An 18,200-nucleotide genomic window follows, 5' to 3' on the forward strand; every position below is an offset into this window, starting at 1 on the left:
GCCCTTTGTGGCAGCAATACAGCCAAAAACCATTATAGCAATTAAAAGTAACCAACAGCCCTGCTGCCACAGATTACTGTAGTACAAGAGTGCGACGCAACGGATGCTATATAATTATATTAATTGCCGGGCTAACACATTTAATAATTTCATTACCTGCAAATGAGGTTTAGAAACGGGCTGCAAAGTGTTTTCTTATATATTTGTTTACTCTTTACTACCAAAGCTATCTTATGATAATTTTTTCTTCCGCCACAAAAACCGCTGCGTTATTATTTAGCTTCTTATTGTTGTTTATGTATGTGCCCGTTATTGCACAAACCAACACCAGTAGCATTAAAGGCGTTGTTGTTACAGCTGATGGCAGGCCGGCACCCTTTGTAACCATTGGTTTACAAAAACTGGGAATAAAAACAGTAGCAGATAAAAACGGCAGCTTTGTATTAGAACAGATTACTGCAATAGAAGATACTTTATACATTTCAGGTATTGGCTTTATCCCCTATAAACAAGGCTTGCAAATAGCTGCAGGTACCGCTATAAACCTGGGAGTGATACAACTGCAATACTACACAGCCCAGCTACAGGATGTGGAAATTACGGGGCGCATTGCACAGTCGTACAAAAGCGATTATAGTTTTGCGCTTACAAAAACCCAATCTGCGGTAAAAGATATGCCGCAGTCGGTATCTACCGTAACCAAAGAATTAATGAAAGATAAAATGGCCATGCATTTGGTAGAAGTGCTGGATGATGTGCCGGGTGTTTGCCGTTATTCGGGCTTTAACGAGTATTCGCTGCGTGGGTTGCATGCCGAAAATCCGCCGCTGATTAATGGGTTAAGGGCCTATAATTCGCAGCTTACCAACCCCATGCTGGTAAACCTGGAACGTATAGAAATATTAAAAGGCCCCACATCAGTTTTATATGGTAATACCGACCCCGGTGGCACTGTAAACCTGGTTACCAAAAAACCTCTACAACAACATGAACATGCTATTGACATATTAACCGGCAGCTGGAATAATTTTCGTGCACAGGGCGATGTTACCGGGGCACTCAATACCTCTAAAAACCTTCTTTACCGCTTAAATGCAGGTTATGAAAACAAGGAATCATTCCGCAACCAATATTTTGCCAAATCTTTTCAGGTGGCGCCTTCTTTTTCTTTTGTACCCAACGACAGGATTCAGCTAAATCTGGACATTTCGGTAACGCATACCAATACTGTTGCAGACAGAGGCCAGCCGGGTTTTGAAGACGACAATAACCTGCTTTCCACACCCATACAGTTAATGGTTACCCAACCCGGCGATTATTTAAAAGAAACCAATGTGGCTTCTATTCTTTCCTTTTCGTATAAACTAAATAAGCACATTAGTTTTAATAGTGCTTATCTTAATTATATTACCCGGCAGCAATTATCTGAACATGGTATTGAAGATTTTATAACCGATGATTCTGTATACCTGTATTATACCAACAGAACGGCAAATACCACCACCAATACATTTACCAAATATTTCAATTTTACATTTAATACAGGTAAAATAAATCATCAGTTGCTGGCGGGATACGATTACATAAAAAACAAGGTTGATTTTACACAATGGAACGGAGAGGACGAAGACTTTGGTGAAGAAACTGGCATTGTGGGCACATTTAGCTTAAAAAATCCGGTATATTTTAAAAGACCCGTTGATGAATATGAACGCGAGGAGGAAGAAGAAGATGAAGAGGAAGGTGGCTTTGAAGCAGAGCAGTACTATACACATGGCATTTATATACAGGAACAATTAAGTATTGATAAATGGAAAATACTGGCTTCTTTAAGACAGGAAATTTTCCGCTCCACCGGTGATGATAAGATTGCCGATAATGTACTAATGCCAAGGGTGGGAATCGTTTATGCCTTGGCGCCCAATGTAAATGTGTATAGTACTTATAATCGTGGGTTCGATCCCTTTGAACCTTCGGCAAGGTTGCAGGTGTTTAACGAGCCCTTTAAACCCGTATTAAGTGAAATGTTTGAAACCGGGGTAAAGGCCGATTTATTTAATAAAAAACTCTCCGCCACATTTGCAGTGTATCAGGTTACTTTAGATAATGTGGTAGTAAATGCAAACGATCCTTCTAACCCAGATTTATATACACAGCGTGGCAGGGAACGAGCCAAGGGCTTTGAAGCCGAGGCCAATGGCAATATCTTACCCAACCTTGCCATGTCGCTATCTTATGCTTATAACAACGCAAAAATTATTGAAAGTGTAAAACCCGAAGAAATTGGTATTATAAAAGAAAATGCTCCATTGCATATGAGCAGCAGTCGTTTTAAATACAATTTTACCAAGGGCATTTTAAAAGGGTTTGGTATTTCTGCCGGACATACACAGGTTGGCAGGCGCAATACATTCGATGCCAATTTGCAATTGCCCGGCTATTGCATTTTAAATGCCGGAGTACAATATAGTTTCAGCCGTTTTATTGTGGCTTGCAACTTAAATAATATTGCCAATACCACCTATTTTACTGCAGCTTATAACAATATAAGTAAATGGCCCGGAGCTCCGCGCAATTTTATGTTGCGGGTAGGATACCATTTTTAAAAACCATAATCGTTCTTATAATATTATTTAATGTTTTCATGTAAGTACTGCAATTAGTTTAAACTTCAATTTGTAGCCGGGCAAAAGCAATGCTATCGGCCCACTTGCGTCGCACACTTGTACGTTCGGATTAGGGTGCAGCTTTTAATTTACTCCTCATTCAAATAATGCACTTGATTGGTAAAACCGGCACGCTTTTCAAATGGCACCTGCTGCAGTTGTATATTGTTTAAATACAATTGAAAAATATAATTGCCTTCCTGTATATGGCTTAATCTTAGTTGAATAATTGGCCCTTCAAAATGGCCTTTTCTGATAAGCTTATCATCCAGAGAAAATATTTTATACTCGAGTGTTTTATTTTGTAATACATCACTTATAATTTGTACAAACATAAAATCCCATACAATATTGGTAACTGTTGCGTAGGCCTCGTTTTGGATTTGCATATAATGGAGATTGGTAGTGAGTAGTAAATCTAAAATTTGTTGCCGTGTGTTATTATGCTCCTTTGTTATAAAATTATTATGAAATGGTAAGTACCTTTTTTGCCGAAACAAGTAATGGACGTACAAGTGTGCGACGCAAATAAGCTATATTATATTAAAAAGCAGGGCACCAAACAAACAAATAATAATTACACAAAAAATTAATATTCGGGTAATATTTTGGCAATACTGGCAGTTTAATTTGCAACTTAAATCACTTGGCTTTGGCAGATATATTACAATGGCTGGATGGTATTGATAAAGCAATTTTTGTTTTTATCAATTATACTTTACATATGGGTTGGCTGGATGGTTTTATGTTGCTAATGCGCAACCCGCCTACCTGGGCACCTTTGTATATTTTTTTAATTTACTGGATGTACCGGCAGGACAAAAGCATGGTAATCCCATTCCTTATCATCAGCATTGCAACATTTGCTATTACCGATTATACAAGCGCCTCCATTTTAAAACCATTTTTTGAAAGATTAAGACCCTGCCACGATGCTTCATTGGCGGGCCATATGTATAATCTGGAAGATTGTGGCGGACAATACTCTATGCCCTCTTCTCATGCATCCAATCACTTTGGGCTGGCGATGCTTTGGTTTTGGATCATCTGGTATTTGAAAGGCAAAAGATGGAACTGGGTTTGGTTATGGGCCGGCATTATTTGCTATGCTCAAATATATACTGGTAAGCATTTTCCTTTTGATATTCTTGCAGGTGCTTTACTGGGGATTATTACTGGTACCTGTATGGCCAAAGTATTTGAATTTTGGCATGAAAACAGGAAAAAGAAATTTAGGCTATTTTCACCAAGGCAGTATAGTTAACCTCTTTACTGTCTGTTGCATGAAAGTATCGCTAAAAAACTGGTTTCCTTACCTACTGTTGGCAGGCATTTTGCTAAATGCTACCGGTTTATTTGTAGATATTATTGAACCTGATAGTGCTTTGTATGCCGCTATTGCCAAACATATAGCTATTACAAACGACTGGGTGAACCTAATAGGTGATGGCCACGACTGGCTTGACAAACCACATTTACCCTTTTGGCTAAGCGCTATCAGTTTTAAATGTTTTGGAATTAGCCCTTTTGCATATAAATTACCTGCCTTTTTATGTTGGTTGCTGGGTGTATTTTATTTATACAAACTAACGGCTACAATATTTAGTACTAATACTGCAAGGCTTGGTGTAATTATTTATATAACGGCCTTGCATGTGTTACTTTCCAACAATGACATACGTGCCGAAGCCTATTTGACCGCCTTTATACTGGCAGCCATTTTTCATATTTACCAAGCCACTTTTTATAAATGGAGTTGGCATTTATTATATGCTGCTTTTTATTGCGCATTGGCTATTATGACAAAAGGCATCTTTGTGCTGGTACCCATTGCAGCAGGTTTTATTATTTATTGGCTTTTTACAAAACAATACAAACAGTTTTTGCAACCTAAATGGTGGTTGCTATTATTGCTTATTGTAATTGGCATGTTACCAGAACTATATTGTTTGTATATGCAGTTTGATCTGCACCCAGAAAAAATAGTATTTGGTAGAAATAATGTATCTGGCTTATCGTTCTTTTTTTGGGATAGCCAGTTTGGAAGGTTCTTTAATAACGGGCCAATACAAGGTAATGGAGATATTTTCTTTTTTCTGCATACTTTTTTGTGGGCATTTTTACCGTGGTCATTTATAACCTGTATAGCAATTAGCAGGCTACCTGTAAAATGGAAAAAAGACAATAACAAAACCTGGTTAATTGTAGCAGGCAGCCTAATTACAGGCTTTGTATTATTCTCCTTATCCAAATTTCAATTACCCCATTATATTGTGATCCTGCTACCACATTTTGCAATAATAACAGCAGATTATCTTTTATCCATACGCACTACAAAAACATTACAAAGACTAAATATATTGCAGTGGGGCTTGCATGTAGTAGTTGCTTTTTCCATGCTATTTCTGGTGTTTATGTATGGCGTAAGTAGCTGGTATATTTCACTATTTTTTATAATGGCAGGAACACTGACATCTTTATTTGTTTTTAAGGGAAATTTTATCACTCATCTTGCAGCAAAAAGTAGCTGTACAGCAATAATGCTTTTTCTTTTTTTAAACACACAATTCTATCCATCATTATTGCAATATCAGGCAGGTATGCAGGCAGGTAATTGGCTTAACAAATCAATGACGGTAGTTAAGCCAATTATGTACAAGTGCAATTCATACTCTTTTGAATTTTATAACAATAGTTTGGTTGACAGGGCAACTAGCTTAGAAAGTTTAAATGCGCTGCATAAGAATAAAACCATCACTCTATTTACTCCAATTAAAGAAATAGCGCCGCTTAAAAATGCAGGTTATAAAATTCAAATCCTACAAAGGTTTAGTTACTTTCACATAACACAGTTAAACATGCAGTTTTTAAACCAAAATACCAGAAATACTGCGCTGGAAACTTATGTACTTGCAAACTGTGTAAAGCAATAATTGGGTACCCGGCAGATTATTCAATAGCAGCCTATTTGCGTCGCACACTTGTACGTTCGGATCAGGGTGCAGCTTTTAACAAGAAGGAATTGCAGGGCTATTTTACTTTCAAAAGCGTATAATCCTTCTGCTCATGAGAAATAAGTCTAATTACTTTACCTGCAGCATCTTGAATAAATTCCCATTCCACACCGGCTATGCGTAAAAAGAATTTATTATTCCCCATTGGCATTAATGGCGATGTAGGTAAGGCATTATTGGGGCCCGTTGCGTATAAAATGCCATTCTTTATTTCAACTGTAATTGGGTGTGCTGCATCCATCTGATATATACCTGCATATGGTTGCAATGCATCAGCACCAAGCAATACAGCAACCGGTATTTGCCAGGGCTGCCATTCCGTTGCATCTAAAACTGAAGACCTATCGAAACAATTATCAGTAATAGCATTTATATGCAATACTTTATCCTGGATAGTATAATGGTAAATAGCTGCCGTACTGGAATTACAATCGCTTTGTCCGTCAATTTTTTGCAGGGTTATGCTGCTATCTTTTATTTGACAAGTCATTAATTCTATTAAACTACTATCGCTAATAGTATACATACTGGCTGTATCGTTTTTAAAACTAAACAATACATTAACGGGGCCGCCTATCATCAATGTAGATCTCCAAATGGTATTTTGCAGTTGTGCCTGTAACTGTGTAAACACCATACTAACGATAAGAAATAATAGTATTTTTTTCATTTGCTGCTTATGGTTATGATGTACAAGAGTGCGACGCAAGTAAAGCTGCCAATTGTTTTTAGCCCGGATAAAAAAATGTTGTTTAAAAATATTGGCTTATTCTAATGCCAGGTGTTACACCATGAAAAAACTTATCGAAATAGATAGAAGGTTCAATGGTGGTTTTATATAATTGTAGTTTACCAGCACCAAGGCGAAACGTATTTTTCTCCATAAAATCGCCCTGCTGCCGTATAAGATAGCCGAGTGAAAATACGGTATTAAATGAATAATCTTTTCTGGGGTTAAAATCCTTGGTACCACCCTGCCCATAAGTAAGTGTAAGAAAATCATTTCTATACGTTTTAAGTTTGCCCGTATTGTCTTTAGCAAACAAATAATGCGGCTCCCATAGTATGCCTGGTTCCCATTTATAAGTTCTGTCTCGGTTGGTTAAAACTAATTTTAATCCAAGGCTAAATGATGGCACAAAATAATTTTTATAATTCTGCATATTTACAGTGATATATCCATTTATATAATCGCCAATGCCATTGGGTGTAAATCCTTTTGATGCGCCTGCAGAAATGGTGCTATCGGCTTTAAGTGAATGGTCGCTGCCACCAAGTATTAGCGGCCATTTACCATTTATGTTTTGCTGCAGGGTGGCTATTTTTTGTTGTAAGGTGCCATGCATATAGTTGGACAATTCTGCAGCATCGTTCAGGTAAAAAGTAAGGTGATAATAGCGCGGATTATGTAAACTTATTTTTTGCTGTGGAGCAGGCGGGTTTGCCAATATACCAATAATATGGATAGTATCCTGCTCAGTTCTTAACGAAGCTAATTCGCCATCCTTTATAAGAAAGCTGGCCCCCGTTGGTTGAAATTGCTGAAAGCGTATTTTTTTACGGCCATTTGCATCTGTAATATAATCTATACGTTTGCTGGTTAAAGGGTTGGCAAGTGAATCTTTTAATTCAGCCATATCCTTCATAAACACCTGTAATAAGGAGTCTATATTACTTAGCCTTTCCAGATCTGTAATATCTGTTATTTCTATTTTTACTTTGTTGCCATTATCAAGCGCTACCATAAAGCGGCGGTTAATAATAATATTGGCCGGCACTTCAAAAGTATTATCTGCTTTGCTGTTGCTTTGTGCACAAAGATTTACTGTAATGCTTGTTACAAGCATTAATAATGCGAATAATTTTTTCATGTTATTTTAGTTTGTGGGAGTGTTCTTGCTTTTGAAAATATTTAAGGTCGAGTTATCAGAAGTTATTATTTGGCTGCCATACATTTCCTGGCTCATAATTTTTAATTGAAATGTATGATAGTCGGCAGCCTTTGCCATAGCTGGTTGCTGGGGCAGTGGATCGCCCAATTCATTAATATGTACCACTTTTAATTTTTTCTTTACTGGTGCCATCGCAAGTATATTGGTGGGGGTATCGGCAACTGGCAATAGCTGTAAAACGGGTGGCACTGTAACAATATTTTCAGCTGTGGTGTTATTGGCCTCCGCTTTACTAATTGGTTCATTTTCTACATTTGTTACCATTTTTTGTGCCTGTAAATGAACCTGTTGCGGAATAGTAGTTTTTGGAACAGTACTTACCACATTTGCTGTTTCGGTTACGGCATTTGCCGGCTTTTGATTAGCTGGTTTATGGGGAGTAATTAATTGGCTGTTATTGGTTGCCAGTTCAGTTGTGGCAGGCTTGGGCAATAATACAGCAATAAGCACCAATAATAATATACTGGCTGCAGCCCAATACCATATAGCTATTTTACGCCGTGGCTGCCCGCCAAGCCTTGCATGTAATTTTTCCCATGCGGCGTTTTTATCTGCAATGCCTTCACCTGGTAAGCTGTCGATATCATCCAGCTTATTTTTCCAGTGAAAATTATTGCGATTTTCGTTTTGCATATTCAATTCCATATTGCAATAAATTTTTTTGTAATAATGATTTTGCCTTGCTTAACTGCGATTTGGAAGTACCTTCTGAAATACCCATCAATGCGGCTATTTCTTTATGCCCTACCCCTTCCATTACATACAGGTTAAATACGGTGCGGTACCCAACCGGCAACTGAATAATTAATTCAAATATTTCTTTGGCACTTAAATTATTCAGCGCATCTTCTTCCAGTGCAATTTCTTCGGCGGCTGTTTCGGTAACAATGGTAAATACATTTTTCTTACGCAACAGCATCAGGCATTCATTTACCATAATCCGTTTTAGCCAACTATATAAAGCCGCTTCGCCCTTATAATCAAAATGTGCCAGTGTAGTAAAAAAATTATAAAAGCCATCCAGTAAAACCTCCTCAGCATCTTCTGGACTTTTTACATAGCGCCGGCAAACAAGCATCATCCTGTCGCCCAATAGATCAAAGAGGCATTTTTGTGCCGCTGCGCTTCCCTGCCTTGCTTCTTTAATCAGTGCGTGTACATCCATAAAAACTAAATGCCGTTATTGGTTACTATTAGCTAAATGCAGTTTATAAACAAATGGTTGCCCGAACTATAAAATAATAATGCAAATTGTTAGCCGGGCTGTGGTACAGCCAGCATCATCCGTTGCGTCGCACTCTTGTACAAAAAAATAAATATCGGCTTTCTGTTGTTTAAAAGATGCAAAAAATGATACAGTACAAGTGTGCGACGCAAGTAAAGTTGCTATAAGTTGTTATAGCCGGGTTCCAGCTAATTTAAAATTATGCTTTATAACCGGCCAATTAAAATTGCCAATTCAGCTTCGCTAAAAGTGGACAGCTGACTGCGAATTTTGCGGAAACAACGGTTTCGGCAATGCTAATAGATAGAATTTTAACCCTTTGATAATTCAGATAAACTTAACCTTAGGCGGGTTTCGCCATCCGGGTATTTTACCAAACCAACGCATAGCCAGCCGTTAAACCTGTCAATCGTGCTTGTGCTAAAATATCTGTGCAATATTAAGCTGCCCTTTATACCTTCGAAGTATGAAAAATCTGCTGCCTTTTGTTTTATTGTTTTGTTGTTTTACCGGCAAAACCCAAAATATTACGGCCCGGGTAATTGATGCTACCAATAGCAAACCCTTATCATTTGCCATTGTAGTTTATAGCCAGCAGCAAAAAATAATGTACACAGATTATAATGGCTATTTTACTATTGCTGCAGATTCTATTCCTGCTGCCGACTCTATATTTATACAATACCTGGGCTTTAAAAAATTTAGCATAGCACTAAAAGATATGGCCAATGGCTTGCTGATAAAATTATTGCCCGATGTGCAGGCACTGGATCCAGTAATTGTTAGTAATTGCAGAAAAACAGAAACCTTTACACTAAACAAAAACATTGGCCGTATACGCCAATATATTGGTCCCGGCCCCGAAACCAAATTGGTAATCATGTCCCGCTACTCCAATAATTCGGGCCGTACAGGGTATATTACCCATGTGAATATTTTAATTGATGAAAAAGCACCCAATATGCAGGTGCCTATACGCCTGCGTTGGTATGAGTGGAATAACGACACTCAAATGCCGGGCAAAGAATTAACCGATACCAACCTGCTGGTTTATCCACGAACAAAAGGCTGGAACGACTTTGAAATACCTTCTAAAACCATAAAATGCGCTAAGGATTATTTGGTATTTGGCCTGGAGTTTATTTATACCCCCGATTTTCAGCGCCAGTTTAATGCCCTGCAAACCAATACCGAAAAACTGCAATGGCTTAACGATATGGAAAACCGTTGGTCGCTCTCAATGCAATATGTAAAAGACGAAAACGAAACCGGCTTTTATATGCTGAATAATGGAAGGGTATTGCGTTATCAAAAAAAGTATGATAAATATTTTATTCGCCCAGCCATAAAATTTACCATAGAAGTGTGTAAAGAATAGCATTTCGTAAAAAATACCCTACAATTACTGCTAGCTTAAAAAAACCTCACCCGATTGTGGTATATATCACTTGCAGCAATATGTAGATTTTTACAGTAAATTTAAATATGAATCAGGTAAAAGTCACCATATTTGAGGATAATAAACACCTGCGTGAAAGCCTGTTTTATCTTATTAACGGTACAGAAGGTTTTACCTGTGCCGGCGCTTACCCCGATTGTAACGACCTGCTATTCCAATTAAAAAAATCATTGCCCAATGTGGTATTAATGGATATTGAAATGCCCGGCATAAATGGCATAGAAGCCGTTAAGTTGATCAAACAGCATTTTCCTGCCATACAGGTACTTATGCAAACTGTTTTTCACGACGATAATAATATTTTCAATGCCATTTGTGCAGGTGCGTCTGGCTATATTTTAAAAACCACTTCACCGGCTGGTTATGTGGAAGCCATTAAAGATGTTTACAATGGTGGCAGCCCCATGACAGGCTCTATTGCACGCCGGGTGCTGGAATTATTTCAGCGAAATATTTCGCCTGCTGCCAGTACAGATTACCAGCTTACACCAAAAGAGAAAGAAATCTTACAGCAACTGGTAAAAGGCAAGAGTTTTAAAATGATTGCCGATGCCATCGGCTCCACGTACGAAACCGTGCGTACACACATGAAAAATATTTATGCCAAGCTGCATGTAAACAGCAATACCGAAGCCGTATCAAAAGTATTGCACGAAAAAATTGTTTAAATTGTTATGTAACCGGCTTTAGAATAAGGGTTAAACTTTCGTTTCGTCGCACACTTGTACAAAATAACAATATGCGGCAAAATAACCATTAAGCCTTATTCAAATCATTCAAAAAGTAGAATGTAAAGCTACATTTTACAATAGCCTTTGGAAACAACAGTTTTGAATAGGAATAATACTGGCAATACTGTTAAATTCAAAATTTATACAAGCATAAACCATTTAGCCTTGCTGCGCCACATATACTTCTGCCTTTTAATTGTTCTGATGTGCATACCACCTGTATGCGCCCAACGTAATTTTTATTTTGAACCCGTAAAAGCACCGGGGCTGCTTACCCCCATAACAAGAGCTGTAGTAACAGATTCAAGCGGTTATGTTTATGTTGGTACGAATGATGGGTTATACAGGTTTAACGGATATCAGTTTGTAAAATATCCTGTTACCGGGCCAGATTCTCTCTCCTGCCCCATACATAATATTCGCAGTCTGCATTTTGATGGAAAAAGTATCTGGATAGGTGGTGTGGAAGGCCTGGCTAAACTACATATTGCAACAGGCAAATTCAAATATTTTAAACCCGATGCCAAAGAAGTGCAGGCCGGTATACGCCCGGTAGTACAGCGCATCAAACAAATTGATAAAAAATTATTTCTTGGTACCTACCGCAGCATTTCCATCCTTGACCTTGCTTCTGAACAAATTACCAAAGTGCCATTTTCTGATAATATAAAAAGTACCTATACATATGGCATTTGCGGCGATAAAAATGGTAAAATATGGGTAGGCACAGCACAGGATGGATGGCTTATTTACAATACAGATGGCGGCAGTCTTTCGCCGGTAAAAGAATATTTTAAAGATTATATTCCATTTCCACAACCAAATATTATTAGTGCTATTGCTGCAGACGAAGAAACCATTTGGGTAGGTACCAAAAGTGGTTTATTTGCTATCAATACCTCAACAGGCATTTGGAAAGAATTGTATTTATACAATGATGAAGGCAAACGTGTTACACCGGAAGTGAGAAAAATAATTAAAGATGAAAACAAGAATTTCCACATAGCCACCATGGGAGAAGGTTTGTTTTACTATGAATCCCAAAAAGAAAGATTTATCAATTATAAGTATATCTCCCAATGGAATAATAGTTTACCCGATAATAATATAAACGATATAACCGAAGGTGCAAACGGTGTTTTCTGGGTTGCCAGTGAAGATGGCGGCTTATCGAAACTAAATACATGGTTCAACAGATACGAATACACTGTAATTCCTTCGCTTAGTGCAGAAAAAACCATTGTAACCGTTACTGATGTAGAAGTAAAGGGTATTGATACCTGGCTGGCCACATCAGAAGGCTTGCTAAAATATACAGCAGATAAAAAATTTGTTCAGTATAATCCTGAAAAACAGGGTTACCCTTCAAAATACCTGCAATATTTAGAACCGCTTACCAATGAGTATTTTGCTTTTTTAGCGTATGATGACGGTGTATGTGTTTTTAATACCCGCACTTTGAAATTTGAGCACCTGCAACCACCAGGAAAAAACATTGGAGGAAAGGATTTGGTTTTTGATTGGTTAAGCTATGTTGACAAATCAGGCAATTTCTACATGAGCACGGCAAAAGGTGAATTTTTTCGTTGTAATTATATTGCAAAAACCATTGATACACTCTTTACATCAGAAAAAATAAAACTGGATTACCCCGTTGTTATTCCTGAACCCGATAATAATAACAATCTATGGATAATTGCTTCTTCGCAATTATATCATTACAATGTGTTTGATAAAAAGCTGCGGCATATTTATCAGGATAAAAAAGGAAATGACCTGCCGCCGGTAACCTTTCAGGAAGATGTGATTGCCATTGAAAAAAGTGTTATTTATATGGCATCTGATGAAGGCTTTTTTATTTACAACCTTATACAAAATGAGTTAAAACATTTTACTGAAAAAGACGGCTTGCCACAAAACAATTGCTTTTCACTTTTTACAAATAATAATAACCAGCACTTTATAGTGGGACCGCAAAGTATTGTACAGTACAATGAAAAATCAAATTCATTCACTACTTATCCAATACCAGAATTACAATCTATTTCCGGCACTCAATATTTTGATTCGGAAGGCAATTTTTACACAGGCATGGAAAATGCATTTATAAAAATTAATAAAAATGCTTTCGCAACTTATAATGCAAAGCCGCAATTAAGTATTGTACAAATACAAAGCGGACAGCATACAATTAATCCAACAAACATAAATGCGCAACAGCCCCTCAGCATTAAATACGATGAATTTCCATTAATTATCTCCTATGAATTAATAGATTATTTAAGTCCCGAAAATAATAAAGTGCGTTACAGGTTAGCAGGCTGGGACAAGGACTGGATTATTGACGATCAAAAAAATTTCAAAGCACTGTATTCGCATTTGGAGCCCGGCACCTATACTTTTATCATAGAAGGCACTAATGGCTTTAATAATAATGCTGCCATGTTAAGTATACCAATCACCGTAATTCCGCCATTCTGGCAAACCTGGTGGTTTATTACTTTCATTATTATTGTTTTCATATCTGGTATTTATGCATTTTACAAATACAGGTTATCCCAGCTCTTAAAATTACAGGAAGTAAGAAATAAAATTGCCAGCGACCTGCACGATGATGTTGGCAGCACACTCAGCAGTATCCGCATGTATAGCAGCATTGTAAATAACCAGGTAAAAGAAAGCCATCCGCAAAGTGCAGAGTTATTAAACAAAATCAGCAGTAATAGTAAAGAAATGATTGAGAACATGAGCGATATTGTATGGATGATAAAACCAGGCAATGATGATTTTAAAAGTATAGAAAACCGAATGCTAAATTTTGCCAATGAACTTTGTACTCCTGCAGGCATTGCCTTTAACTTTAATATAGATGCATCCACCGATGCCCTAAAAATTTCTATGGAGCAGCGCCGCGATATATACCTTATTTTTAAAGAATCCGTAAACAATGCAGTAAAATATGCCCACTGCCATAGCATTTCAGCTTCCATAACGCAAAAAAATAAATTACTGCAAATAAATATTAGCGATGATGGCGAGGGCTTTGATGCATGGCATATTAAAAATGGAAATGGTTTAGACAATATGCGTAAAAGAGCGGAAGCCCATAACGGATCATTCAATATAGTTTCTGCTACCGGAGAAGGCACCGAAATTGTAATTACATTTCCTCTTTAATAGCTGACTATTCTTATTGAACCCGACTGTAGTAATGCTATCCAGCACTACTTGCGTCGCACACTTGTGCTGCATAACCAGTGGCAACATAATTACACTATCACAGGTAAATCATAATGGTAGTTAGCAGCTGCCCTTTATTCTTTCGTACAAGAGTGCGACGCAAGCGGTGTTTCATTTATATGCAACAGTCTGGCTCCTAAAAATCTACTACCTCATTTGTGGTATTGTTCGCCCCTGCATAAAAAAGCAATTTTGACATCACAAAACAACATGTTATGAAAAAAATTATTTTATCCCTATTTATTACTGCTGTTGTTACAGCAAATATTAGCGCTCAAACAAATACATTCCCTACCACGGGCAATACTGGTATTGGTACTTTAACCCCGGCCACACCCCTGCAGGTTATTGGCGCCTCCCGTTTTGGGTCTACTACCAATTATGCAGGCATTGATGCTTCGGGCAACCTGAGTTTTACAGGTACCGCTGCCTATAAAGTTGCAGGCAATAAATATGCATTTCAATATGCAGGAAATCCTAATTATGGTTTATATTTTAATTCTACCAATGTGCGGTATGAATTCAGGAATGGTAGTGCAATTCCGGTTTTTTATGTGGGTGCAAATGATGGCGCAGGTGTATTTAGCGCAGGCCTGCAAATTGGCAACAGCACCAGCACAATTGCAGGTACTTTAAGATGGAATGGTACAAATTTCGAAGGCTATAATGGCACAGCGTGGATAACACTTGGCGGCGCCCTTACCGAAACAGATCCTGAGGTTGGCACAATCACAAACAGCTTTATACCCCGCTGGAATGGATCATCATTGGTAACAGGTTTAATACAGGATAATGGCAGTAAAATTGGTATTAACAAAGCGCCGGATATTGAACATCGTTTATCTGTATTACGCCAGGCAACAAGTGGTATTTCTACCAACATTTATTCTGCTATCCGCGGAGAAAGCAATAATGGCATCTCCTCAACCATAAGTGCAGTTGGTTACCTGGGGGTAAATGATCCTACTAGTTTATATGGGGTGCTAAGTTTCCCCAGCACATCAATTGATGATATTGGTGTAATGGGTGTAAAAAACAGTAATGTAAATATTGGCGCAGGCTTGTATGGATGGAACCGCGGCGGAGCAACTACCAACTATGGCATATTTGGCACCTCTACCTCGCTTTCAGGAAGCAACTATGGTGTATATGGAAAAACAACTGCCGCAACCAGTGCATTAAACTATGGTGTATACGGTGAAACTGAGGGGGCTGTTGGCAACTATGGTTTGTATGGCAAAGTAACCACAGCAACTGGGCAATTTGGCTATGCCGTGTTTGGTTCTGCATCAGGCACCGGCACCAACTATGCTGGTTTCTTCTCTGGCCACACGTATATTGGTGGAGATAATGAAGCCCTCACTATATCAGGCACCAACCCATATATACAGTTTAAAGACGGCACTACAGAAAATGCTTACATGCGTGCAAGTGGCAGCGATTTATTACTTGCTACCAATTCAGGAAATGCAAGTGGCAAAGTAGTATTACGTACCAATGGCGTTGGCCGCCTATGGGTTGATGCAAGCGGCAATGTATCTATTGGCAGCAATGGCAAAGTGGCCACAGGATATATGTTAAGCGTGGTTGGTAAAGTAATGGCCGAAGAAGTACGCGTAGAATTAAATGGCACCTGGCCCGATTATGTTTTTGCAAAAGATTATAAACTGCTGCCGTTGCAAACCTTGAAAAAATATGTATTAGAAAACAATCACCTGCCCGATGTGCCCGCTGCCGAAGAAATGAAAGATGGTATTGAAATAGGTAAGATGAACAAAATGCTGATGCAGAAAGTAGAAGAACTTACACTCTATGTTATTCAGCTGAACGAAGAAATTCAGGAATTAAAAAATCAGCACAAATAATTAAAGTGTTATAAAAGTTGTGTTAGCCAGGCTACAGAATAAGTATGATGCTTTTCTTGCGTCGCACTCTTGTACAGCAGGTACTTAACGCAGCTTTTATTACACCGCATGAACAATTGTTCACACCAAAATTATTTGATATGATTAAGAAATTGAATGCAGTGTATAAAAGTTATTACACTAAAAGAATAAAGTACGCAATAAGTATATGCTTATTACTTGCCATTGCTCAACTTTCTATGGGGCAGCAAACTAAAAAAGTAAATACCGTTTGCGATGTTACAAAAGGTGAAATGAAGGAAGTTGAACAGCAGGTTAGCAATAATATTAAAAAATTAAAGGCTGCCGGTAAGCTGGATTTTAAAAAATACAGGGCTGTAAATGAGGTGAATAATACAATTGCAGCGGCAGCCGCCACCAATATACTGTTTCGCTGGCCAATGACTACAGCTGCCTACCGCGATTTTGCATCCTGGCATATTACCAATTTTGTTGACCTGGATCCGGATTCTTTTAATGATGGAACAGACCGCAACCCAAATGAAATAGGCGATTACAATTGTGGAGACAGGACTTATGATGGGCATGGCGGCATTGACATTTGTATTGACCCTTACAGGTGGGAACTTAAGAACAATGGCTTTATAAAAGTGGTTGCAGCAGCAGATGGCATAATTGTTTTTAAACACCAGGGCGAGTTTGATGAAAATTGCGGAAGTCTGGATGTTTGGCAGGGCAGCACCGGCAGGGGAAATAATCTGGTAATTCTTCACCAGGATGGCACCACAGCCAGCTTTTATATGCATATGAAAGATGGTTCGCTTACCTCAAAAGAAGAGGGTGACTTTATTTATGCAGGTGATTATATTGGTACAGTAGCCAGTGCAGGTCGTTCGTCTGAACCACATTTACATTTTCAGGTAAATACAGGTTATGTAGACAGTGCCAACGGAAATGATGAAACAGGTGCACGCATTGATCCTTTTGTAGGAACTACCTGCTCAGAATCTGCGGCAACATCCTGGATTAACCAGCTTCCGTATAATGATCCAGCTGTGTTAACATTAGAAACACATGGCACAGCACCCGGTGAATATTCTGATGTTTGCGATAAAATTATTCCCCTTGATTTTGACAATTCATTTGTTTCGGGTCAATCAATTTGGTTACGTTCAGCATTTAGAGATTGGTTAGACGGAAGTACGATTACCCACAACATATATAAACCGGATGGTACATTATGGAGAAAGTATGACAGAACTAATATTACTGGCTCCCGTTCGTACTTTCCCTTAGATGCAAAATATACCTTCACCCCAAGCGATCCAACGGGTACCTACCGGTACACGGTAAATTTTGGCGGCAAAACATATTCGCATTATTTTACTGTAGGATGCCAAGCCTCTCTTGGTCTTAGCGGTGCTGCCACTGGGCATAAAGGATTTATGGTAAGTGATTTTATCTCTTCTATTCAAACCATCAGCGGTGTTTCAACCAATTATATAAAATACATGGCAGACGGGCATGTAACACTTAGCCCAGGTTTCAGGGCCACAGCAGGTTGCCGATTTGTTGCCCATACAGCTGGCTGCAATAATAGTACGGCTGCAATAAATAAAGCCGCCACTGCTGAAACAGCTGGCAAGGTTGAAAAAGGAGCACTTACTGCAGATAATAAAATGCAATCAGGTGTAAGGGTATTTCCTAATCCTTCTACCGGTGTATTTACCATACGTTACGGTAATAACCAAAAGTTTAGTGCAGCTGTTACTATACGCAATATGTTAGGTCAGGTGATATATGCTATTGCTGAAAGGGAATATGAACATGAATTGCAGCAGCAGGTAAATCTTACAGGTAAACCAAAAGGCATATATCTGGTGGAAATATTAAGTGGCGATAAAAGAATTACCTCAAAAGTATTGATTCAATAATGGCTGTTTTGAGCTGCCATAAAAATATGCCGTACAAGGGAGTGACACAACAGTTGATCCCATGAAAAGCTACAGTTTGTTACATAACAATTTACAGCAATTCGTGCTAAAATT

Annotated in this window: 13 protein-coding genes; 8 read left to right on the plus strand and 5 right to left on the minus strand. The window is 38.3% G+C overall.

From position 1 onward, the window contains the following. Nucleotides 1–233: 233 nt before the first annotated feature. The gene (locus GD597_RS07995) at nucleotides 234–2,606 is read left to right on the plus strand and encodes a TonB-dependent siderophore receptor (protein WP_171607310.1); all 2,373 of its coding nucleotides are present in this window, start codon (nucleotides 234–236) and stop codon (nucleotides 2,604–2,606) included. Between the two features lie 149 nt (nucleotides 2,607–2,755). On the opposite strand, the gene GD597_RS08000 is transcribed toward GD597_RS07995, so the two are convergent. Further along, complete coding sequence (locus GD597_RS08000) at nucleotides 2,756–3,055, minus strand: hypothetical protein (RefSeq protein WP_171607312.1); 300 nt, start codon at nucleotides 3,053–3,055, stop codon at nucleotides 2,756–2,758. Nucleotides 3,056–3,318: 263 nt separating this feature from the next. Between GD597_RS08000 and GD597_RS08005 the strand changes: the two genes are divergently transcribed. Both GD597_RS08005 and GD597_RS08010 read left to right on the plus strand, forming a co-directional pair. Further along, a complete protein-coding gene (locus GD597_RS08005) occupies nucleotides 3,319–3,930 on the plus strand; it encodes a phosphatase PAP2 family protein (RefSeq protein ID WP_171607314.1) in 612 nt (203 codons plus the stop codon). After that, the gene (locus tag GD597_RS08010; protein WP_235954221.1) at nucleotides 3,878–5,599 is read left to right on the plus strand and encodes an ArnT family glycosyltransferase; all 1,722 of its coding nucleotides are present in this window, start codon (nucleotides 3,878–3,880) and stop codon (nucleotides 5,597–5,599) included. Before GD597_RS08005 ends, GD597_RS08010 begins: the two co-directional genes overlap by 53 nt. Nucleotides 5,600–5,696: 97 nt before the next feature. On the opposite strand, the gene GD597_RS08015 is transcribed toward GD597_RS08010, so the two are convergent. From GD597_RS08015 to GD597_RS08030, 4 genes are all read right to left on the minus strand, one after another. Further along, nucleotides 5,697–6,350, minus strand: a complete 654-nt coding sequence (locus GD597_RS08015; RefSeq protein WP_171607316.1) for a hypothetical protein — start codon at nucleotides 6,348–6,350, stop codon at nucleotides 5,697–5,699. An 82-nt stretch (nucleotides 6,351–6,432) separates the two neighbouring features. Continuing rightward, a complete protein-coding gene (locus GD597_RS08020; RefSeq protein WP_171607317.1) occupies nucleotides 6,433–7,551 on the minus strand; it encodes a hypothetical protein in 1,119 nt (372 codons plus the stop codon). A gap of 6 nt (nucleotides 7,552–7,557) precedes the next feature. Further along, complete coding sequence (locus tag GD597_RS08025; protein WP_171607318.1) at nucleotides 7,558–8,277, minus strand: hypothetical protein; 720 nt, start codon at nucleotides 8,275–8,277, stop codon at nucleotides 7,558–7,560. Next, a complete protein-coding gene (locus tag GD597_RS08030; protein ID WP_171607319.1) occupies nucleotides 8,243–8,797 on the minus strand; it encodes an RNA polymerase sigma factor in 555 nt (184 codons plus the stop codon). Before GD597_RS08030 ends, GD597_RS08025 begins: the two co-directional genes overlap by 35 nt. Before the next feature lie 526 nt (nucleotides 8,798–9,323). On the opposite strand from GD597_RS08030, the gene GD597_RS08035 reads away from it, so the two are divergent. The 5 genes from GD597_RS08035 (at nucleotide 9,324) to GD597_RS08055 (ending at nucleotide 18,086) form a co-directional block, all read left to right on the plus strand. Further along, nucleotides 9,324–10,235 carry a peptidase associated/transthyretin-like domain-containing protein gene (locus tag GD597_RS08035; protein WP_171607320.1) on the plus strand — a complete coding sequence of 304 codons (912 nt, stop codon included), beginning with the start codon at nucleotides 9,324–9,326 and terminating at the stop codon, nucleotides 10,233–10,235. Nucleotides 10,236–10,342: 107 nt separating this feature from the next. Continuing rightward, the gene (locus GD597_RS08040; protein ID WP_171607321.1) at nucleotides 10,343–10,984 is read left to right on the plus strand and encodes a response regulator transcription factor; all 642 of its coding nucleotides are present in this window, start codon (nucleotides 10,343–10,345) and stop codon (nucleotides 10,982–10,984) included. A 267-nt stretch (nucleotides 10,985–11,251) separates the two neighbouring features. Continuing rightward, the gene (locus tag GD597_RS08045) at nucleotides 11,252–14,224 is read left to right on the plus strand and encodes a sensor histidine kinase (protein WP_171607322.1); all 2,973 of its coding nucleotides are present in this window, start codon (nucleotides 11,252–11,254) and stop codon (nucleotides 14,222–14,224) included. 278 nt (nucleotides 14,225–14,502) lie between these two features. Next, the gene (locus GD597_RS08050; RefSeq protein ID WP_171607323.1) at nucleotides 14,503–16,152 is read left to right on the plus strand and encodes an autotransporter outer membrane beta-barrel domain-containing protein; all 1,650 of its coding nucleotides are present in this window, start codon (nucleotides 14,503–14,505) and stop codon (nucleotides 16,150–16,152) included. Nucleotides 16,153–16,292: 140 nt separating this feature from the next. Beyond that, nucleotides 16,293–18,086 (plus strand): peptidoglycan DD-metalloendopeptidase family protein, encoded by a 1,794-nt coding sequence (locus GD597_RS08055; RefSeq protein WP_171607324.1) that lies wholly within the window; start codon nucleotides 16,293–16,295, stop codon nucleotides 18,084–18,086. Nucleotides 18,087–18,200: the final 114 nt, after the last annotated feature.

It is taken from the genome of Limnovirga soli, assembly GCF_013106755.1.
GTDB lineage: Bacteria > Bacteroidota > Bacteroidia > Chitinophagales > Chitinophagaceae > Limnovirga > Limnovirga soli.